Source organism: Pseudomonas sp. COR18, from assembly GCF_048568395.1.
GTDB classification, from domain to species: Bacteria; Pseudomonadota; Gammaproteobacteria; order Pseudomonadales; family Pseudomonadaceae; genus Aquipseudomonas; species Aquipseudomonas fuscovaginae_B.
Window position 1 is genome coordinate 6,508,451 of record NZ_CP183808.1, and the last position, 20,559, is coordinate 6,529,009.

Consider the following 20,559-nt stretch of genomic DNA (forward strand, 5'->3'; position numbering starts at 1 on the left):
AACGGCAGGACCGTTGCTGATCGGGTATTGCCAGTCGTTGAAGCCAGGGTTACAGCGGACGACCGATGGTGTTGCAGACGCTGGTGTTGCCGATGTACTGGGCGCTGGTCGCGGTCAGGAAGCTGCTGCGAACAGCCACTTTCCAGGCAGCCGGCAGCGGCACGAAGCGGTTGGCGGTGATGGCGGCGTCGTTGTTGCTGGCAGCGTTGGCACCGTAGTGACGGGTGAAGAAGTCACGAACCTGAGAGGTCTGGGTCGCATCGGCGTAGCACTGGCTGAACACCAGGTTGGTGAAGCCCAGGATCGGGTAACCCGAAGATGGGTAGGCTACGACGCTTGGGTCGGTCGAGCTGGCAGTAGCAGCGAAAACAGGTACCCAGGCGTTGGGGTTGGCACGGTTGGCGGCAGCTGGAACCGGTACGGCAGCGATGGCGGCCGAAACGTTGGCAGGGGCTGGCGACAGGCCGTTGATCTTGGCCACTTTGGTGGCGTCGTCCAGACCGGCCAGGGTGGTCGCGGCGAAGTCGGGGCTCATGTAGGTCACACGGCCTTCTACAGCGTTGACAGCCGCCATCACACCGGCGCTGGTATCGGGTTGAGCGGGCGAAGCCTGGTCGGCGCTGATGGCACCGGCTGGCAGACCACCCGAGAAGCTGGTGCCGAAGGTGGTGGTGACAGCGAAGGTGCCGCCTTCAGTTGCAGCCGAGCACTTGGCGTTCAGGAAGCGGGTGAACAGCTCGGTGGTACCGCTGCTGGCTTTGCGGTAAACGATCTGGATGTTCTTGTTGACGCCTGGAACGATGGTGTTCCAGTTGGAGATACGGCCGGAGAACACGCCGCAGAGTTGGTCAACGGTCAGGTTTACGCTATTGCCGCCAGCCAGGTTGAAAGGCACGGCAACCGAAGTGGCAACCGATGGCACCTGGATCAGCGGGCCCCAGGCGGCACCGTGAGCGGAGACGTAGCCATCCAGTTCAGCCTGGGTCAGTTTCGAGTCGCTACCGGCCCAGTGTACGTTCTTGCCAGTGGTACCGGCCACGAACTTGGTGTAGTCGTTGTTCAGGAAAGCTGCTTTACCTGCACCGCTGCCTACGCCGATGTAGGGAGCAAAACCGGCAGTCAGTACGCCGGAAGTCTGGTACAGCGGTTGTGGCAGGGTGGCACCGCCGCCGTTGAGGTCAGCCATTGCAGCCTGTGCGGTGCACAGGGCGGCGAGAGCCAGGGAAACTGCCAGAGCGTTGCGCTTAAACATGAAGAATCTCCTTTCGTCGTGTTCGTACGTTGAGGTTGCTCGTTCGTGACGCCATGGCGCTCGATGCGTCGCCTTCGTTCCAGACGACTTGTGGGCTGAGGCCATGACGCAGAAGTTCTCAACTTCCGGTGACAGATAAAGGAAAAAACCTCGGGTGGATGCGATTGATTTTCAAATTATTTATCGGGTGATTTCGCTATTTTTACTGCAAGTTCATGGTGTTTTTTCGGGAGTGGCAAAGAGCCCTGCGCTACAGGCGACGGGAACCGCGACACCCTTTTGCGGATATGACAGAACAGGGAACCCGAGTTCTGAAGTGGCAGTTCCTGCTAAGGTGCAGGAAATCTGAAAAAAACTGCAGGCTCCCCTTCATGCCCCACCTTGCCCGAACCCATCCCCGCCTGACCATCGCCACCCTGCTCGGCCTGGCCGCTGGCGTACTGGTGCCGCTCAGCCCGGTACTGACCAAGGTCCTTGTTGGCTGGAACAGTGCCGTCTGGTCCTACCTGGCCATGATGCTGTGGCTGACCGTGCGGTCCCGGCCGGAGGATGTGCAGCGGTTCGTCGAACGCGAGGACGAGAATGCCGGGACGGTGTTGCTGATCGTGTCGATCGCGGCGATTGCCAGCCTGGCGGCGATCACTTTGGAGCTGGCCGGCGGCAAGGATCTGGAGGCGCATGCCCGGGCCTGGCACTACGCCTTTACCGGGTTGACGGTGCTGGGTTCATGGCTGCTGATCGGAGTGATCTTCAGTGTGCACTATGCGCGGCAATTCTATCTGTCAGATGAGGATGAGCCGCCGTTGCGTTTTGCCGATGGTGAAAAGTATCCGGATTACTGGGACTTCCTGTACTTCTCTTTCACCATTGGCGTGGCGGTGCAGACGTCGGATGTCGGTGTGGCGACCCGAGCGATGCGCAGGGTGGTACTGGCGCAATCGTTGATCGGGTTTCTGTTCAATACGGCGATACTGGGCTTTTCGATCAATATCGCGGCGGGCTTGTTTGGCTGAAAGGCTGGCTTACACCAGACTGTAGGAGCTTGGCTTGCCAGCGAAGACGGCCTTGAGGGCGCTAAAAGCTTCGCGGGCAAGCCCTGCTCCTACAGGGCCGGAAACATCCGGAAGAACCGGATATGTCCGGCAGGAGCAAATGGCAGGATTACTCGGTGGTCAGCACACCACGGCGAATCTGGTCACGCTCGATGGATTCGAACAGCGCCTTGAAGTTGCCCTCGCCGAAACCATCATCGCCCTTGCGCTGGATGAACTCGAAGAACACCGGGCCCATGAGAGTTTCCGAGAAGATCTGCAGCAGCAGACGCTTGTCACCCTCCTGCGAAGCGCCGTCCAGCAGGATGCCGCGCGATTGCAGTTCCTGGACCGGCTCGCCGTGGTTCGGCAGGCGGCCTTCGAGCATCTCGTAGTAGGTGTCCGGCGGCGCGGTCATGAAGCGCATGCCGATCTTCTTCAGCGCATCCCAGGTCTTGACCAGGTCGTCGGTGAGGAAGGCCACGTGCTGGATGCCTTCGCCGTTGAACTGCATCAGGAACTCTTCGATCTGCCCCGAGCCCTTGGACGACTCCTCGTTGAGCGGGATACGGATCATGCCGTCCGGCGCGGTCATCGCCTTGGAGGTCAGGCCGGTGTACTCCCCCTTGATGTCGAAGTAGCGGATCTCGCGGAAGTTGAACAGCTTCTCGTAGAAGTTCGCCCAGTAGGCCATGCGCCCACGATAGACGTTGTGGGTGAGGTGGTCGATGATCTTCAGGCCCGCCCCTTTCGGGTTGCGATCGACGCCTTCGAGGTAGACGAAGTCGATATCATAGATCGAGCTGCCCTCGCCGAAACGGTCGATCAGGTACAGCGGCGCGCCGCCGATGCCCTTGATCGCCGGCAGGTTCAGTTCCATCGGGCCGGTGGCGATGTGGATCGGCTGGGCACCCAGCTCCAGGGCACGGGAATAGGCCTTCTGCGCGTTCTTCACACGGAAGGCCATGCCACAGACGGACGGGCCGTGCTCGGCGGCGAAGTACGAGGCTTCGCTGTGGGGCTCGTTGTTGAGGATCAGGTTGATCGCGCCCTGGCGATACAGGTGCACGTTCTTCGAGCGGTGGGTCGCGACCTTGGTAAAGCCCATGATCTCGAAGATCGGCTCCAGGGTGTTCGGGGTCGGCGATGCGAATTCGATGAACTCAAAGCCCATCAGGCCCATCGGGTTTTCAAAGATATCTGCCATGGTGGCGCCTCATCATATCAATCAAGTAACGGTCGGTTAGTTGCTGTCGATGCGGACGCTGGAGGGTGGCGCGCAGGAAATCCCCCGCACGCTGCGGGCAAGGAAGTCGCCGTAGATCAGTTTGAACCCGAGTATCTTCATTGCAACCCAGTCTCTCAGGGCGAGGCTTCTGTCGCCAGAAGACATTATTCTTATATGCGTAAGCAGATTCTACATGGCGTAAAACGTTTTGTCCGTATCACTTTTCATTTCCGGTTGGGCAACGGCGATGCCAGCCGGTTGCAGAGGTAGATGCCGACCAGGATCAGCACACCGCCCAGGCACATGATCAGCGTCAGTTGCTCGCCCAGCAACAGCGCACCGCAGATCACCGCGGTCAGTGGGTTGAGGCCGATGAATACTCCGGCGCGGGTCGCGCCCATGCGCTGGATGCCATCGTAGTACCAGATGTAGGCCAGCGCCGAACCCAGGCCGCCGAGATAGACCAGGCTCAGCAACTGCTGCGGTGTCAGGGCGCGGATCACCTCGACACTCGCCTCCCCGCGCAGCCAGGTCGCCAGCCACAGCATCGCCGTGCCGAGCCAGATGGAATAGGCCACGGTGGCCAAGGGCCCCAGCGCGCGGGTCAGGTTGCGGGAAAACAGCGAGTAGATCGCCCACGACAGCACGCAGCCAAAGATCAGCAGGTCACCGATCCAGGCCTGGCTCGCCCCCGCGAACAGCGAATGGTTGCCACTGACGATCACCAGCCCAGCGCCGCCCATGCACACCAGGATACCGAGGACCTTCACGGCACCGAGGCGCTCCTTGAAGAACAGCCAGGAGGCCAGCCCGAACACCGCCGGGTTGAGCACCACGATCAGCGAGGCCCGCGAGGCGTCGATGTAGTGCAGGCCATAAAAGAAGCACAGGTTGTAGAAGAAGATGCCGAAGAAGCCGAGCACCAGCAGTTGGGCGAACTGTTTCCGGTCAGGCAGCACCAGCGGGATCCGCGCCAGCAGGATAAAACCCAGCAGGATCAGGCTGGCCAGCAGGAACCGCAGGCTGGCCAGCAACCACGGGGCGATGTCGGCGCTCAGGAAACGCCCGGCGACAAAGGTGCCGCCCCAGATCATCGAAACCCCGGCAAGCTTGAGATAGACCCACGGTTCGTCGCTGTGGCTGAAGGTGCCGGCCTGGGTGTGCATGATTTCTCCTGGGCACGCGGCCCGATGGGTTGCTAATCTGCGCGCATTATTTTTCTTATTCCCAATCATCGTAAAATGAGTAAAAACTCATGACACTGACCCAACTGGAAGTGTTTTCCCTGGTGGCCGAACTGCAGGGTTTCACCAGCGCCGCGCATCGCCTGGGGATCAGCCAGTCGGCGGTGTCCCATGCCCTCAAGGGTCTGGAACAGGAGCTGGGGGTCGAGCTGTTGCGCCGTCATCAGCACCGGGTGGAACTGACCGATATCGGTGCGCAGTTACTGCAGCGAACCCGGGCCATGCTCGGGCTGGCCGAGACCCTGAAGCAGGAGGCCGCCGACGCCAGGGGCATGAAAAGCGGGACCCTGCGGATCGGCTCCTTCGGTCCGACCGCTTCCAGCAAACTGTTGCCGGCGCTGCTGGAACGCTACCGGCGCGAGCATCCCGGTATCCAGGTGCATGTCGATGAAGGGCCGGACCGCCAGGTCGTGCAATGGCTGGAAGAACGGCGCATCGACATCGGTTTCGTGGTGCTGCCCGAAGAACGCTTCGACACCATCCCCCTGGTGCAGGACCAGATGATCGCCGTGCTTCCGGTCGGCCACGCCTTGAGCCACAAGGCGGCGGTCGAACTCCGGGAGCTCTGCCAGGAGCCGTTCATCCTCACCGGTGCCGGCTCCGGCGAACTGGTTTCCAGGCTGTTCGCCGCCCAGCGCCTGGTGCCCGATGTGCGTTACCGCACCACCCAGTTGCTCAGCATCCTCGCGGCGGTGGCCCGTGGCGAAGGGCTGACGGTGATTGCCGAGCAGTCGCTGCCCGACCACCCTGCCCCGGGTTATGTCAGCCGCCCCCTGTCACCGCCGGTCACGCGACAGATCGGCCTGGCCGTACTCGACCGCCGCGCGGTTTCCCCCGCGACCGAGGCGTTCCTCGACCTGGCCACACGCGGCAATCATCGTTGAACGTGCGAATGCATCAGCCCCGACTATCCTGCCAGGAGCCGTGCCACCCACCGCTTCCCCTGCCCAAACAGGTCTTCCCATGCCACTGACTGTCAAAGGCCGCCCCTGGCCTGCCCGCTACGGGCTGAATCTGCTGATCGGCCTGCTGCCCGTCGTTTCGGGTATCGCCATCCTGCACTGGCAGGCCGACCGGGCGCTGAACGCCAATACCCGGGAAACCGCCCAGGATGCCCTGAAGCAGTTCGAGCTGATGCTCGACAACGCCGAGCGGGCCGCCCACGCCATCGTGCCACTGGCCGGGCGCCCCTGCGCCCAGGTGGAACTGGCCCTGCGCGAGCAGGTCACCCGCCGCCCGTTCGTGCGCGCCGCCAACCTGGCCTGGGACAACAACCTGTATTGCACATCGTTGTTCGGCCCCTACCAGGAAGTCATCGATCCGGCCAACTATGTTGCCGGCAGTCTCTGGCTGATGAAGGGCAACACGGTGACGCCCGGCTCATCGCTGCTGGCCTATCGGCTGGCGCAGGGCAACGGTGCGGCGATCGTCAGTATCGACGGCTATCACCTGAGCAACCTGCTGCACCTGATGGGGCGCGAGACCGGCCTGGTGTTGCAGGTCGGCAACGCCTGGACCTCCGGCCTGGGCCAGATCATGGATGGCAAGGCCCCGGCATTCGCCGTGGCCCGTACCACACTGCGCTCCACCCGCTTCCCGTTCAGCGTCAGTGCGGGCTTTGCCGAGGGCGAGACCTGGCGCTACCTCGTCCGGGAGTATCGGGAACTGCTGGCGCTGCTGCTGATCCTCGGCCTGCTGGCGGGCATCACCACCCGCTGGCTGCAGAAGCGCTCGGGCGCGCCGAGCAACGAACTGCGGCGGGCACTCGAGGCCAGGGAGTTCATCCCGTATTTCCAGCCGGTGGTGCGCAGCGGCACGCTGCAATGGTCCGGTCTCGAGGTGCTGATGCGCTGGAACCACCCCCGCGAAGGCCTGGTGCGCCCCGACCTGTTCATTCCCTTCGCCGAGCACTGCGGGCTGATCGTACCAATGACCCGCTCGCTGCTGCAGCAGACCGCCGCCCTCCTCGCGCCCCATTCGGCGTCGTTGGAGCCGGGGTTTCATGTCGGTGTGAATATCACCGCCCAGCACTGCCACGACCTGCGACTGGTGCAGGATTGCCGGGATTTCCTGGCGGCCTTCGCTCCGGGCCAGATCCGGCTGGTGCTGGAGCTGACCGAACGCGAGCTGATCGAACCCGGCGAGGTCACCCACCAACTGTTCGAACAATTGCACGACCTGGGCGTGATGGTTGCCATCGATGATTTCGGCACCGGCCATTCCAGCCTGAGTTACTTGCGCAAGTTCAACGTCGACTATTTGAAGATCGACCAGAGTTTCGTCGCCATGATCGGTGCCGATGTGTTGTCGCGGCATATCCTCGACAGCATTATCGAACTGAGCGTCAAACTGGAACTGGGCATCGTCGCCGAAGGGGTGGAAACAACCGAGCAACGCGATTATCTGGCCGCCCGCGGCGTGGATTTCCTGCAGGGTTATCTGTTTGGAAAGCCGTTGCCGGCGGCAGACTTCCTCAATAGCCTGAAATGCCAGGCCAGTGAATATCGTGAATAGTGTCCGGCGGCGAAGATAACGGTTCAATCCCGGTAACATCTGCCGCCCCGGACATATGATTTACTCTTGGACAAATAACTACTACACTTTTCCTGCCTGCAGTAAATCGACGGGAAAGCCTCTGGCTTATCAATAATGATCCGCGGCATTCCGGGCGTTACCGACAACGCCTTATCGGATCGACTGCAAGCGCCGGCTTGTCTCTCTCGTTACAGGTTGCCCGCAACCCAATAGACCACTGGAGTAAAAACCTTGTCCAAACTCGCTGAGTTCCGTGCCGCAGAAAAAGCCCTTCAAGAACAACTCGCCCAGCTGGAAGCATTGAAGAACGATGCCGGGCTCAAGAAGGAAATCGAGTTCGAGAAGAAGCTTAATGACCTGATGACGAACTACGGCAAAAGCCTGCGGGACATCATCGCCATCCTCGACCCGCACGCCAGCTTCGGCAAGGCCGCCCAGGCACCGAAACAGCGCCGTGCCCGCGTGGTCAAGGTCTATCAGAACCCGCACACCGGCGAACTGATCGAAACCAAGGGCGGCAATCACCGTGGTCTCAAGGCCTGGAAAGAACAGTACGGTGCCGCGACTGTCGATTCCTGGGTTCGCAGCTAACTGCCCGGTCGGTCGATAAAGAACAAACCCTGCACATGCAGGGTTTTTTCATGGATATAACCTTGCCCGCCGAGTGTGACAGTTGTATGCCACTGCAATCGCCAGCCTACTGGCGGCGCAAGCAGGCGCCAGATATTTCAGCGCCCGACAGGCATAGTTCAAAAGAGTTCAACCCGTTCGAAACTTTCATCCGGATCGGTTAATGACAGTTTGCCAGTAGGCTATGGACTACTGCCATCAAACCTGATCCGCTTGTAAAAAATCCCCCACACTCCTGAGTGAACAGTCGTACCTCTTTGCGTCGGTCGGATAAAAAACGCCGCCTTGCATCTTTCACATTTTTTTCACATCAACTCTTACAGGATGAAGGCTGCTAAAGGACTAGCGCCCCAATGCCCGCTTCGGCGGGCTTCTTTATGCCTTCGATATTTACCCGTCGCCTCTGCATATAACGCCCCAAGCCAGTGAAGTAGCCGGCTATTACCTTTTGCCTTGAACAGCGCTCCAGAATGCGGGTCGAGCGGATTTGGAGCTTGAGTCCGCTTTCCGTATCATCCCTTTCCCACAAGGTCCAATGAGCGACCGCCGTTCCATCACCTTCGCGGAGGGCTTATGAGCCTGCACGACCTGAACACCTTCCCTGGCGTAACCGCCCAACCCGACAGCGCCACCCAGGGCTTCGTGTTCAACCACACCATGCTGCGCGTCAAGGACATCACCAAATCCCTGGATTTCTACACCCGGGTACTGGGTTTCTCCCTGGTGGAGAAGCGTGATTTCCCCGAAGCCGAATTCAGCCTGTACTTCCTGGCCCTGGTCGACAAGGCACAGATCCCGGCCGATGCGGCCGAGCGTACACAATGGATGAAGTCGATTCCCGGCATCCTGGAACTGACCCACAACCACGGCACCGAAAACGACCCGGACTTTGCCTACCACAACGGCAACACCGACCCGCGCGGCTTCGGCCACATCTGCGTCTCGGTACCGGACATCCGTGCCGCCTGCGAGCGCTTCGAAGCCCTGGGCGTCGAATTCCAGAAACGCCTGAGCGACGGCCGCATGAAACACCTGGCCTTCGTCAAGGACCCGGATGCCTACTGGGTTGAAATCATCCAGCCAGCACCGCTGACAGACGCCGAATAAGGCGCTGCCACGCAAAAGCCCCATGGACCAAGGATCCATGGGGCTTTTTTACACCATCACCCTGTTGGAGGGCGATCAGGCCGGAGCCGAAGTCCGAATCAGGTGATCAAAGGCACTGAGCGAAGCCTTGGCCCCCTCGCCCACCGCGATCACGATCTGCTTGTACGGCACCGTGGTCACGTCACCGGCCGCGAAAATCCCCGGCAGCGAAGTTTCGCCCCGCGCATCGACGATGATCTCGCCCCGTGGCGACAGCTCGATGGTGCCCTTGAGCCAGTCGGTGTTCGGCAGCAGGCCGATCTGCACGAAGATCCCTTCCAGATCGACGGTGTGGAACTCACCCGAATCACGGTCCTTGTAGACCAGACCGGTGACCTTCTGGCCGTCGCCCTTCACTTCACTGGTCAGCGCACTGGTGATCACCTTGACGTTCGGCAGACTGTGCAGCTTGCGTTGCAGTACGGCGTCGGCGCGCAGCTTGCCGTCGAACTCCAGCAGGGTCACGTGGCTGACGATACCGGCCAGGTCGATGGCCGCCTCGACACCGGAGTTGCCCCCGCCGATCACCGCGACGCGCTTGCCCTTGAACAGCGGGCCATCGCAATGCGGGCAGAAGCACACGCCCTTGGCCTTGTATTCCTGCTCGCCCGGCACACCCATTTCGCGCCAGCGGGCGCCGGTGGCAAGGATCACGGTCTTGGCCTTGAGGCTGGCACCGCTCTCGAAGCGTACTTCGTGCAGGTCGCCGGCATGCTTCGCCGGAATCAGCGCACTGGCACGCTGCAGGTTCATGATATCGACGTCATACTGGCGTACGTGCTCTTCCAGGGCCCGGGCCAGCTTCGGCCCTTCGGTTTCCTGGACCGAGATGAAGTTCTCGATCGCCATGGTGTCCAGCACCTGGCCACCGAAACGCTCGGCCGCAACACCGGTGCGGATGCCTTTACGCGCAGCGTAGATTGCCGCCGAGGCACCGGCTGGGCCACCCCCGACCACGAGGACCTCGAAGGCCTCCTTGGCGTTGAGTTTTTCCGCCTGCTTCGAGGCGGCACCGGTGTCGAGCTTGCCAAGAATCTCTTCCAGGCCCATGCGGCCCTGGCCGAAGTTCTCGCCGTTGAGGTAGATGCTCGGTACGGCCATGACCTTGCGATCGTTGACTTCATCCTGGAACAGCGCACCGTCGATGGCGACGTGACGGATGTTCGGGTTCAGCACCGCCATCAGGTTCAGCGCCTGGACCACGTCCGGGCAGTTCTGGCAGGACAGCGAGAAATAGGTCTCGAAGTTGTACTCGCCCTCGAGCGAGCGGATCTGTTCGATCACTTCGACACTGGCCTTCGATGGGTGGCCGCCGACCTGCAGCAGGGCCAGCACCAGCGAAGTGAATTCATGCCCCATGGGCAGGCCGGCAAAACGCAGGCTGATATCGCCACCGGGGCGGTTCAGCGAGAACGATGGCTTGCGCGCATCGCTGCCGTTTTCCAGCAGGGTGATATGAGTCGAAAGGCTGGCGACGTCTTTGAGCAGCGCGAGCATTTCCTGAGATTTCGCGCCGTCATCGAGGGAGGCGACGATCTCGATCGGTTGCGTAACCCGTTCCAGGTACGACTTCAACTGGGCTTTAAGATTGGCGTCCAACATGCGGGCGATTTCCCTTTTTCAATACGGTAGAAATAACAACGCCCAGGTGGATACCACCCGGGCGTCATGGGGCGGTGCGGCTGACTTATGAAGTGCGGATGACCGCCCTCGACTGGAGCATGGACTTAGATCTTGCCGACCAGGTCCAGGGAAGGCGCCAGGGTGGCCTCGCCTTCTTTCCACTTGGCTGGGCAGACTTCGCCTGGGTGGGCAGCGACGTACTGGGCAGCCTTGATCTTGCGCAGCAGCTCGGAAGCGTCACGGCCTACGCCGCCATCGTTGATTTCAACGATCTTGATCTGGCCTTCAGGGTTGATCACGAAGGTACCGCGGTCAGCCAGGCCGGCCTCTTCGATCAGCACGTCGAAGTTGCGGGAGATGGCCAGGGTCGGGTCGCCGATCATGGTGTACTTGATCTTGCCGATGGCTGGCGAAGTGTTGTGCCAGGCAGCGTGGGCGAAGTGGGTGTCGGTCGAAACGCTGTAGATCTCGACGCCCAGCTTCTGGAATTCGGCGTAGTTGTCAGCCAGGTCTTCCAGTTCGGTCGGGCAGACGAAGGTGAAGTCGGCTGGGTAGAAGAACACGACAGACCACTTGCCTTTCAGGTCAGCGTCCGACACTTCGACGAATTCACCGTTTTTGAAGGCGGTTGCTTTGAAGGGCTTAACTTGGCTGTTGATGATAGGCATCGTTGACTCTCCGTCAGTGGTTGTGAACTTGATGGGAGAATCCTAGCCATTCTTTTCCGATCTGGCTCATTGGCAAAGCTGATGCTCGCGATTGGTTTTCGCTATAAGCCCTACGTATTAATAGAAGAAATTTTATCAGCCCGGCCTCACCGACTTCTCGACGGCCAGGCTCATGCCCTCGAACGGGCTGGCCTCGACATAACGCATGGCGGATTTCAGGTCCTTCCAGCCGACATAACTCATCAGTGACTTCAGATCCCAGCCGCTGCGATGGGCCCAGGTGGCAAAACCCCGGCGCAGCGAGTGGCTGGTGTAGTGCTCGGCGGCAATCCCGGCGCGCGCCAAGGCCTGGCGCAACAGCGGGATGATGCTGTTGGCGTGCAGCCCCGCCTCGCCCAGGTTGCCCCAGCGGTCGATGCCGCGAAACACCGGCCCACGGACCAGTACCGCACAGTTGATCCATTCGATATAGGCCTGCACCGGGCAAAGCCTTTGCAACGCCGGCGTTTGATAGGTACGTCCGAGGTTGTCGCGATCACTCTTGCTGCGCGGCAGATAGAGCGTGATGCCGGCGCCGGCCTGGGCCACCACATGCTCAACCTCCAGCCGGCACAACTCATCGCTACGAAAACCGCGCCAGAACCCCAGCAGGATCAGCGCCAGGTCGCGCCGCGCCCGCAGCAGTCGCGGCCGATCCTCCTGTGCCAGGGCCGCCTGCACCTCCTGCTCCAGCGAGACAACCACCTGTTCCAGGTGCTGCAACTGCAGCGGCTGGGCCTGCTTCTCCTGCACCGGATGCAACGCGCGGATGCCCTTGAACACCTGGCGCACCACCGGTGCCTTGGTCGGGTCGGCAAAACCCTGGCTGTTGTGCCACTGGGCCAGGGCCGACAAGCGCAGTTTGAGGGTGTTGATCGACAGCACGCCGGCATGGGCCGCCAGGTAGCGCGCCACGCTGTCGCTGGTGGCCGGCAGGAAGCCGCTCCAAATGACTTCGAAATGTTCGATGGCCGCCTGGTAGCTGCGGCGGGTGTTGTCCCGCGTGGCGGCGTGCAGGTAGCGATCCAGCTCGCTCATGGGCAGAAATCCCGGCAGGTGTGCGGAAAAAACCGGGTTGGAAGCGAAAAGCGCTTCTCACACGGGGTAATACCACTATATCCCATGTGAAAAATTCGGAATATCGCTTTATATTTTTTTCGATTTATACTATGTATTTACATGCTACGTAACACAGTACGAAATCGTAGGAGAGAACATGGCTCGCGGCGGCGTGAACAAGGCGGTGGTGCAAACGGCCCGTATGGCGATCCTCGCCCGTGGCGAATACCCCAGCATCGATGCGGTACGGATCGAAATGGGCAATACCGGCTCGAAAACCACCATCCATCGCTATCTGAAGGAGCTGGACGAAAGCGACCAGCGCCAGGCGGCCGCGGGCGAGCACCTGGATGACGAACTGACCGACCTGATCACCCGCCTCGCCCGCCGCCTGCAGGAACAGGCCCGCGAGCCGCTGGAGCTGGAACAGGCCCGCCATCGCCTGCTGGAGAACCAGTGGCAGGAGCAGTTGGGCGCCCTCACCCGCCAGTTCGAGCAGTTGCAGCAGGACTTCGACGTGCAGGCCGCAGCACTGGCCCAGGAAAGCGAGCAGTTGCACACCACCCGCTCGATGCTGCAGACCGAGCAGACCCGCAACGCCGGGCTGAGCCAGGCCTGCAGCGACCAGGAACTGCGCCTGGCGGACAAGGAAGCCCAGGTGCGCTCCCTGGAAGACAAACACCAGCACGCCCGCGACGCCCTGGAACACTTCCGCAACGCCGCCCGCGAACAGCGCGAGCAGGACCAGCGGCGCCACGAGGGGCAGTTGCAACAGGTGCAGATGGAATTGCGCCAGGCCCAGCAGAATGCCCTGGTCCGCCAGGATGAAATCACCCAGTTGCACCGCGACAACGAGCGGCTGCTGGCGGAAAGTCGCGGCATTGCGAAAGAGGCCAGGCAGCTTGAAGAGCAACTGCACAAGGGCAGCAAGCGCGAGGAACAGTTGCAGAGCCTGATCTCGACGCGGGAAGGCGAGCGCACGCTCCTCCAGGAACGCCTGAGGGTGGCGCAGCAGGAAAACGAGTCGCTCAAGCAGGGCCTGGAAGCGCAGCGGTCAACGAACAGGGAACTGGAACTCAGGCTGCGCGAGGTCGAGGCGCAACTGAGCAAGGAGCGGGAGAATGCACGGGAAGCCAAGGCCGCTCCAACCCGGACGATTGAAAAACAGGCTGTCGAATCAGTTGTCCAGACCCCGGGCAAGGTCTGATCCGGCAATACTGCCGAGAACTTCGTTGGTGTCGTACTCGACCCTGAAACTGTTGCCGTCGCAAGCCACCACCAGGACCTTGCGGGTGACGACATGGGTGACCCCCGGGGTCGATTCGAACCGCAGTTCATCCCCTACGTTGATGAACGGATCGAAGGAGATGCGCTGGGCTTTCTTCTGCTTGCCGTCGGAAAAGTGGATCAGGTGAGTCTCCATGACGACCTCCTCCAGGGATTCAGAAACGCCCCGGTTTCGCGATCGCCTGTCGATCGCCCAGCCTATTTCATGGCGTATCGACCTCGCCGGCTACTGTCAGAAATGACAGTAGCGACGAGCGGCACATGGCACCCTGCCTCATCGCTGCCGCCGGTACCGCATCAACGACACCAGAAAGAGCAGCAGCAGGATTACGTCGCCAACACCAACTCCAGCTGACTGAGCAGATACACGACCCGTTCATCCCCGTGATAAACGCTCACACGGCTCCTGACCCAACAGGAATTTGCCGGATCTGGCGTTATTTCCACACTGAACTTCAACACACTGTCAGCCCCCATCAGCTTCTCTGCCGACAACTGCGTATCCCGTACACAGAAGCGTGTTCCCATACCGTATTTTTTCCTGAGCAACTCGCCGGTAACCTGAAACGCCGTCTGCGAAATAATTGCTACCGGCCAGCACGGAAAACCGGGAAAGTGCCCGGCACATTGCTGCGCAGACAAAGGTCCCGCCAAGGCCTCCAACTGCTCATGCTGGTACTTCAGGCTATAGATGGGCACCGGCCATTGATAAGGGGAACGGGAAGTAACACCCCGAATGTCGTTGGCGTAGCTGCGGAAATTACGCTGAAACAATGCCGGCGAGAGAATGGCATATTCACAGACCAACTCTGCTATCGGCTCGCGACCCCATGCCCGCGCTGAAACTTCCAGGGAGCGCTTATCGAGATTCACGACCTGGGCACTGGCGTGGAAACCTTCTTGAGCCATAGCCTGCTTAGTGCTCTTTCGTATGAAATGCGCTCGGGTTGCCAGATAATAGCCGTCAGCCCCGTTTTGCAATGCAACAGCCGCACAGCCACCCAGAATAGCCATATGCCGCCCCAACTCACCGGCTGTTATGGGGCCGACCTCATGGACAAGAGGCTGCTCGGAAGTGAACGTCCCCATCAGTGATTCCCCCTCCTGCCAAAGCGCCTGAAAGGCGAAATACGGCACTTGCAGCCTGATTCGCCGAGAGAGTTCAGCAGGATCAAAAGACCGCCTTTGCTCTTTCATACCCACGCACCCACGCCGTGTTTTCGAGAACGGATAATCGATGATGTCCTCGAACACCCAGACAGGGACAACACCGGCCCCGGGGTCGATACTCCAGGACTGGAGTTTGCAGACGGGCCTTACGCGGTCAGCCTCGCTGATCGCCTATCTGCCACTGGACCTATTTCATGGCCTCTCGGGGCCGTTCGCTACTGTCAGAAATGACAGTAGCGACGAACGGACGAGTCACTGCCTGCCTCGATACAGCATCAACAGCACCAGGTACGGCCCACCGTCGCCACCAGCCCCGCCGGGCCACGCGGCAGGACAATAGCCTGCCGATGCCCCTAAACCTATGTGGAACGAATCCTCTGCGGGGCACCGGGGGTGGTGAATGAAGAGGCCAGCGCCGAACGGGTCGGAACCGGCTCAATGGCCTTGGCAGAAACAACCCGCCAAGGCGCCGCCACCCGCTGAACACGGACAAACCGGGCAGCCCTTTCTCATGGCAGGCCAGGAAACCGCCGACTAGCCCGACCCGCCATGCCGGAGCAATCATCCAGGCTGGTTCGCTGTCGTCGACAGCACCTGTCCCACGTGGTCGCGATCTTCCAGGCCACAGTGCGCATTGCGCATTGATCGTCTGAAGTTCGCCCAGTATTCGGAAGCGCGAACGGTCGTCGATGCCCTCCTCGACCGAATACACCACACCCCCATGACGGAGACCCCAGCCGTCAGGTGGTGTCTCCGTTGCTCGCAAAGAAAAGGAGACACCATGGAAATGAAGACCTTGCTGCACGAACTTCTGGCGGCATTCGGTGCCGACCTCAAAGGCACGGAGAAACAGCTGAAGCAGTCGATCGCGGATGTAGGGAGCGAGTTTCGCGGCACCCTCAAGCGCGTCCAGACGTCACTCGGCGACAACAACAGCGGGTTGCGGACGCTGCTTGAACGACAAAGTGAGCAGATCGCCGCGCTGAATCTCAGCATCGACGACCGGTTCAACGAACTACGCTCGTTCAGGGGAAAAACCGTTGACGGTCTTTCCGACAACGCCGGAGCGAAAGGCCATGAGCCTCTTGCACAGGGAGAGGAACCGGAGGAAGTCATCGACGAAAGAGACGTTCGGCTGGAGGCGGCCATCAGGCGCCTCGACTCGAAGAATCGACTCATCCAATGGCATTTGGGGATCATCAGCGTCGGCGTGGCCTTCCCGTTCGTTCGGGACGCGTTCGAACAGATCCTTGCGCTTTGCCAACGTTGATCCACCGTTACGCCTCGGCCTGAGCGAGGCGGCTTGACCCTTTGCTCGCCCGCCCGGGCGAGCAAAGGTTTTCATCCCTTTACGCCTGGGCGGCGGCCAGCTTGTCTTCGGTGCGGGTGTCGAAGTCCGAGGCGTCATGCCGCTCGCGCAACTGGCTGGACAGTTCCCCGGACACGCGGTTGACCATCCGCCCGCGCTGCACGGCGGGACGGGCGTCGATGGCGTCGGCCCAGCGCCGAACGTTCGGGTAGTCCTGCACCGACAGGAACTCGGCCGCGTCATAGAGCCGGCCCTTCACCAGGCCACCGTACCAGGGCCAGATGGCGATGTCGGCGATGGTGTAGACGTTGCCGGCGATGTACTCGGTGACGGCCAACTGCCGTTCCAGCACATCGAGTTGGCGCTTGGTTTCCATGGCGAAGCGGTTGATCGCGTATTCGATCTTGATCGGCGCATAGGCGTAGAAGTGCCCGAAACCACCGCCCAGGTACGGCGCACTGCCCATCTGCCAGAACAGCCAGGACAGGCACTCGGCACGGGCCGCCGGTTCGGTGGGCAGGAACGCGCCAAATTTCTCCGCCAGGTACTGCAGGATCGCCCCTGACTCGAACACCCGGATCGGCTTGGCACCGCTGCGGTCCAGCAGCGCCGGGATCTTGGAGTTCGGGTTGACCTCGACGAAGCCGCTGCCGAACTGCTCGCCTTCACCGATACGGATCAGCCAGGCATCGTATTCGGCCCCCTGGTGCCCGAGCGCCAGCAGTTCCTCCAGCAGGATGGTGACCTTCTGCCCGTTGGGCGTGGCCAGGGAGTACAACTGCAGCGGATGACGGCCGACCGGCAGTGCCTTGTCATGGGTCGCGCCGGCGATCGGCCGGTTGATGTTGGCGAACTTGCCTCCATTCTCGGTATCCCAGGTCCAGACCTTGGGCGGCTGGTAATCCGATGAATCACTCATGCTCGGTACTCCTTGGTTTCAATGGATGACGCGTTGGCGTGCCAGGGCTCGCGCCCCTAGCGCACCGATGAATTGTCGTTGCGACGCGAATACAGGCAGTCCTGCGCCAGGGTTGCGCGCATCTGTGTCGCCTCCTGCTCCAGCCGCTCGCACATGAAGTCGACGAACACGCGGATCTTGCGCGACAGTTGCCGGCTCGACGGCCAGACGATGCTCAACGTGTCCGGTGGAATCAGGTAGCCATGCAGCAGGCAGTACAGCGAGCCGTCGGCCAGCGCCTCGCGGGCCAGGAAGTCGGGAATGGTGCCCAGGCCGAAACCCTTGATCAGCGCCGCGCGAACCATTTCCATGTTGTTGCTGACCATCACCGTGCGGGTCCGCGGCTCGCGCGCACCCTCCTCGCGCAGCAGCGGAAAGTCCAGCAGCTTGCCGTTCTTGTAGTAGCGAAAGCGCACCGCCAGGTGATCATCCAGCTCGGCCGGGGTCTGCGGCACGCCATGCCGCTCCAGGTAGGACGGTGCCGCGCACAGCACCGGCTGCACGCCGGGCAACGGCCGATGCATCAGCCGCGAGTCCGGCAGCTCGCCGCTGCGGATGACCACGTCCATCCCCTCCTCGATCACATCCACCAGCTTGTCGCTGAAGTCCAGGTCCAGCTCGATATCGGGATACAGTTCCATGAAGGCGATCAACACCGTCTGGAACAGGTGATAGCTGGCCGCCGGCATGCTCACGCGCAAGCGCCCGCGCGGGATTTCGGTGGACTGCGACAGCGTCGACTGCGCATCGTCCAGGTCATCGAGGATGCGCCGGCAACGCTCCAGGAACACCCGGCCCTCGTCGGTCAGGCTGAGGCTGCGGGTCGAGCGCTGGAACAGCCGGACGCCCAGGCGCTGCTCGAGCCGGGTCACGCCCTTGCCCACCGCCGACGCCGACAACCCCAGCGCCCGGCCCGCCGCCACGAAACTGCCCAGCTCCGCCGTGCGGATGAAGGACATCAAGCCACTGAGTCGATCCATCTGCCGCCCCCATTCGATCATTTTATTCCGCTATAGACGGAATTCTTACCGTTTTTCACACGATTACCTGTTCCTTATCATCCTTGCACGTTCTGTCGACCCCGGTAAACCACCGGATAGTCGATGCAGTCACCTTTAACTGCGGGCGCCTTGACCGGCCCGACACCAGGATTTCATGTCATGTCCAACCTGCTGCTACAACAACGGCTGATACTGCTGGCGGTGTGTATCACCGCCATCACCATGCCCTTCAACTTCACCGCGCCCGCGGTCGCCCTGCCGGCCATCGGCCAGTCCTTCGGCGGCTCGCCCATGGAACTGAGCTGGGTCACCAACGCCGTCATGCTCACTTTCGGCAGTTGCCTGATGCTGGCCGGCACCCTGGCCGACAGCTACGGTCGCAAGAAAATCTTCATCGGTGGCGTCAGTGCGTTCGCCCTTCTGGCCGCGATCCTGCCTTTCGCCCCCAACCTGGTCCTGTTCGATGTGCTGCGTGGCGCCCAGGGGGTGGCGGCGGCACTGGCCTTCTCCGGCGGCATGTCGGCCCTGGCCCAGGTGTTCGACGGTGCGGGTCGCATTCGCGCCTTCAGCTTCGTCGGCACCAGCTTCGGCATCGGCCTGGCCGTCGGCCCGGTCATCGCCGGCGCCATCATCGAAGCGTTCAACTGGCAACTGATGTTCCTGCTGATCACCGTACTGGCAGTCATTTCCCTGGTACTGGCCGGCCGCTACATGCCGGAGTCGCGCAACCCTGACGCCGCCGGCATCGACTGGCCCGGCGCGATCACGTTCACCTGGGCGCTGGGCATCTTCACCTTCGCCATTCTGGAAGTGCCGGAGAGCAGTTGGACCAATCCGCTGGTGCTCGGGCTGTTCGTCGTGGCCCTGCTGTCCTTCGTCGCCTTCGTAGTGATCGAAAAGCGCGTGGCGCAACCCATGCTCGACCTGAGCCTGTTCCGCTACCCACGCTTTGTCGGCGTGCAATTGCTCGCGGCCGCTCCAGCCTACTCCTTCGTGGTGCTGCTGATCCTGCTGCCGATCCGTTTCGTCGGCATCGAAGGCATGAGTGCGATCGCCGCCGGCTGGCTGCTGATCGCCCTCTCGGCCCCGCTGCTGGTACTGCCGATCGTCGCCGGCTACCTGACCCGCTGGCTGTCGCCGTCGACCCTGTCCGGCAGCGGCCTGCTGGTTTGCGCGGCCGGGCTGTACTGGCTCAGCCAGGTGCCGGTGGGCAGCAGCGCTGCCGAACTGGCCTGGCCAATGCTGGTAATCGGTGCCGGTATCAGTCTGCCCTGGGGCCTGATGGATGGCATGGCGGTCAGCGTGGTGCCCAAGGAGCGCGCCGGCATGGCCACCGGCATCTTCAGCACCACCCGGGTGGCTGGCGAAGGCGTGGCGATTGCCGTGGTCACCGCATTGCTGTCGGCCTATACCGCCAGCAACCTGGGCGTATTGGCGCAGGGCGACCTGAGCGAGGTGGTCGGGGCCGCCCAACACCTGGCCACCGGCAACCTGGCCGGCGCCGAGCAACTGCTGCCGGCGGCCGGACGTGAAGCCCTGGCGGCCGGCTACAGCGCCGCGTTCAGCAGCCTGTTGTGGGTACTGACGGTGATCACGGTGCTGACGGCCGCGGTGGTGTTCCTGTTCCTCGACCGCGGCCAGGTCGAGGACGGCGAGGCCGACGGCACGACCCTGGACCCGGCGGCCTGAGCCATCAGGCTCGGCCAACAGCCCCCAGGGTCTTCAGATAGGCACAGAACATGTCCGCCATGGCATCGGCATACACCTCGATTTCCGCCTCGGTCCGCGGGCTCTCCGAATAGGTCTTGCCCACGGAACCGAGGGTCATGCCGATCAGCTCACAGGCCAATGCCCGGGTGCTCGCCGAGGCTTCGGGCAAGGCCTCCTCAATGAACAGTTCGAAAGTCCGCCGACCCGCCGCCCTCACCTCCCGGGCCTGGGGCGCATCGCGGTACAGCGGCGCCGCATCATTGAGCGCCACGCGCACCGCGGCCTCATCGCATTCGGAACGGACGAACGCCCGCACCAGGGTCCGTAGCCGCACCAGCAGCGGATGCGCGCGGTCCTCGACAATGGCGCAGAGCATGTCGCTGGTCTGTTGCCACTCATCGCTCTGCAAACGGAAGAGGATCGCCGCCTTGTTCGGAAAGTACTGGTACACCGAACCGACGCTGACACCGGCCCGCTCGGCCACCCGCGTGGTGGTGAAGCGGCGCATGCCTTCCTTCGCCAAAACCTGAACAGCGGCCTGCAGAATCGCCGTCACCAGCTCATTGGAGCGGGCCTGCCGGGGCTGTTTGCGTGAGGTAATCCGCGGGCTTGGGCGTTCGCTCATGGGAATGGCTCGCAATGCGAATAGAAAATGTGAAGGTTCATTCG

Annotated in this window: 20 protein-coding genes; 9 read left to right on the top strand and 11 right to left on the bottom strand. The window is 61.8% G+C overall.

Annotated features, from left to right (window positions below; translation table 11 throughout):
* Window positions 1-49 precede the first annotated feature (49 nt).
* Window positions 50-1,252: a substrate-binding domain-containing protein gene (locus tag ACM62G_RS29210; protein ID WP_419736237.1), complete on the bottom strand. Its 1,203-nt coding sequence runs from the start codon at window positions 1,250-1,252 to the stop codon at window positions 50-52.
* Between the two features lie 154 nt (window positions 1,253-1,406).
* Here ACM62G_RS29210 and ACM62G_RS29215 point away from each other — a divergent pair, with 154 nt between their 5' ends.
* Both ACM62G_RS29215 and ACM62G_RS29220 read left to right on the top strand, forming a co-directional pair.
* On the top strand, window positions 1,407-1,601 hold the full coding sequence (locus ACM62G_RS29215; protein ID WP_419736238.1) for a hypothetical protein: 195 nt from the start codon (window positions 1,407-1,409) through the stop codon (window positions 1,599-1,601).
* A gap of 22 nt (window positions 1,602-1,623) precedes the next feature.
* A complete protein-coding gene (locus ACM62G_RS29220; RefSeq protein ID WP_419736239.1) occupies window positions 1,624-2,265 on the top strand; it encodes a DUF1345 domain-containing protein in 642 nt (213 codons plus the stop codon).
* 148 nt (window positions 2,266-2,413) lie between these two features.
* Here the strand turns inward: ACM62G_RS29220 and hppD are convergent, their stop codons facing one another.
* Both hppD and ACM62G_RS29230 read right to left on the bottom strand, forming a co-directional pair.
* Window positions 2,414-3,490: a 4-hydroxyphenylpyruvate dioxygenase gene (gene hppD / locus ACM62G_RS29225; protein ID WP_273824058.1), complete on the bottom strand. Its 1,077-nt coding sequence runs from the start codon at window positions 3,488-3,490 to the stop codon at window positions 2,414-2,416.
* A gap of 245 nt (window positions 3,491-3,735) precedes the next feature.
* A complete protein-coding gene (locus ACM62G_RS29230; protein WP_419736240.1) occupies window positions 3,736-4,677 on the bottom strand; it encodes a DMT family transporter in 942 nt (313 codons plus the stop codon).
* An 89-nt stretch (window positions 4,678-4,766) separates the two neighbouring features.
* Here ACM62G_RS29230 and ACM62G_RS29235 point away from each other — a divergent pair, with 89 nt between their 5' ends.
* The 4 genes from ACM62G_RS29235 to gloA all read left to right on the top strand — a co-directional run bounded on the left by ACM62G_RS29235 (window position 4,767) and on the right by gloA (window position 9,027).
* A complete protein-coding gene (locus ACM62G_RS29235) occupies window positions 4,767-5,639 on the top strand; it encodes a LysR family transcriptional regulator (protein ID WP_416773225.1) in 873 nt (290 codons plus the stop codon).
* Window positions 5,640-5,718: 79 nt separating this feature from the next.
* The gene (locus ACM62G_RS29240) at window positions 5,719-7,269 is read left to right on the top strand and encodes an EAL domain-containing protein (protein ID WP_273824060.1); all 1,551 of its coding nucleotides are present in this window, start codon (window positions 5,719-5,721) and stop codon (window positions 7,267-7,269) included.
* Between the two features lie 252 nt (window positions 7,270-7,521).
* Window positions 7,522-7,881 carry a histone-like nucleoid-structuring protein, MvaT/MvaU family gene (locus ACM62G_RS29245; RefSeq protein WP_054057502.1) on the top strand — a complete coding sequence of 120 codons (360 nt, stop codon included), beginning with the start codon at window positions 7,522-7,524 and terminating at the stop codon, window positions 7,879-7,881.
* Between the two features lie 612 nt (window positions 7,882-8,493).
* On the top strand, window positions 8,494-9,027 hold the full coding sequence (gene gloA, locus ACM62G_RS29250) for a lactoylglutathione lyase (RefSeq protein ID WP_017907015.1): 534 nt from the start codon (window positions 8,494-8,496) through the stop codon (window positions 9,025-9,027).
* Between the two features lie 75 nt (window positions 9,028-9,102).
* Here gloA and ahpF read toward each other — a convergent pair whose 3' ends face one another.
* The 3 genes from ahpF to ACM62G_RS29265 all read right to left on the bottom strand — a co-directional run bounded on the left by ahpF (window position 9,103) and on the right by ACM62G_RS29265 (window position 12,434).
* Window positions 9,103-10,668: an alkyl hydroperoxide reductase subunit F gene (gene ahpF, locus ACM62G_RS29255; RefSeq protein ID WP_419736241.1), complete on the bottom strand. Its 1,566-nt coding sequence runs from the start codon at window positions 10,666-10,668 to the stop codon at window positions 9,103-9,105.
* Window positions 10,669-10,793: 125 nt separating this feature from the next.
* Window positions 10,794-11,357, bottom strand: a complete 564-nt coding sequence (ahpC, locus tag ACM62G_RS29260) for an alkyl hydroperoxide reductase subunit C (protein WP_017907017.1) — start codon at window positions 11,355-11,357, stop codon at window positions 10,794-10,796.
* Window positions 11,358-11,492: 135 nt separating this feature from the next.
* Window positions 11,493-12,434, bottom strand: coding sequence for a site-specific integrase (locus ACM62G_RS29265; RefSeq protein WP_419736242.1), 942 nt, complete (start codon window positions 12,432-12,434; stop codon window positions 11,493-11,495).
* A gap of 178 nt (window positions 12,435-12,612) precedes the next feature.
* On the opposite strand from ACM62G_RS29265, the gene ACM62G_RS29270 reads away from it, so the two are divergent.
* A complete protein-coding gene (locus ACM62G_RS29270; protein ID WP_419736243.1) occupies window positions 12,613-13,662 on the top strand; it encodes a DNA-binding protein in 1,050 nt (349 codons plus the stop codon).
* Here ACM62G_RS29270 and ACM62G_RS29275 read toward each other — a convergent pair.
* Together ACM62G_RS29275 and ACM62G_RS29280 are read right to left on the bottom strand one after the other, a co-directional pair.
* Window positions 13,633-13,878, bottom strand: a complete 246-nt coding sequence (locus tag ACM62G_RS29275) for a hypothetical protein (RefSeq protein WP_419736244.1) — start codon at window positions 13,876-13,878, stop codon at window positions 13,633-13,635. The genes ACM62G_RS29270 and ACM62G_RS29275 overlap by 30 nt on opposite strands.
* A 191-nt stretch (window positions 13,879-14,069) precedes the next feature.
* Window positions 14,070-14,939 (bottom strand): hypothetical protein, encoded by an 870-nt coding sequence (locus tag ACM62G_RS29280; RefSeq protein WP_419736245.1) that lies wholly within the window; start codon window positions 14,937-14,939, stop codon window positions 14,070-14,072.
* Between the two features lie 754 nt (window positions 14,940-15,693).
* Here ACM62G_RS29280 and ACM62G_RS29285 point away from each other — a divergent pair.
* Entirely contained in the window at window positions 15,694-16,182 is a 489-nt protein-coding gene (locus ACM62G_RS29285; RefSeq protein WP_419736246.1) for a hypothetical protein, read from the top strand.
* Window positions 16,183-16,261: 79 nt separating this feature from the next.
* Here the strand turns inward: ACM62G_RS29285 and yghU are convergent, their stop codons facing one another.
* Together yghU and ACM62G_RS29295 are read right to left on the bottom strand one after the other, a co-directional pair.
* Entirely contained in the window at window positions 16,262-17,140 is an 879-nt protein-coding gene (yghU, locus tag ACM62G_RS29290) for a glutathione-dependent disulfide-bond oxidoreductase (protein WP_054061212.1), read from the bottom strand.
* A 56-nt stretch (window positions 17,141-17,196) separates the two neighbouring features.
* Entirely contained in the window at window positions 17,197-18,159 is a 963-nt protein-coding gene (locus ACM62G_RS29295) for a LysR family transcriptional regulator (RefSeq protein WP_054061215.1), read from the bottom strand.
* Window positions 18,160-18,339: 180 nt separating this feature from the next.
* On the opposite strand from ACM62G_RS29295, the gene ACM62G_RS29300 reads away from it, so the two are divergent.
* A complete protein-coding gene (locus tag ACM62G_RS29300) occupies window positions 18,340-19,869 on the top strand; it encodes an MFS transporter (protein WP_419736247.1) in 1,530 nt (509 codons plus the stop codon).
* Between the two features lie 4 nt (window positions 19,870-19,873).
* Here the strand turns inward: ACM62G_RS29300 and ACM62G_RS29305 are convergent, their stop codons facing one another.
* On the bottom strand, window positions 19,874-20,515 hold the full coding sequence (locus ACM62G_RS29305; protein WP_419736248.1) for a TetR family transcriptional regulator: 642 nt from the start codon (window positions 20,513-20,515) through the stop codon (window positions 19,874-19,876).
* Window positions 20,516-20,559 lie beyond the last annotated feature (44 nt).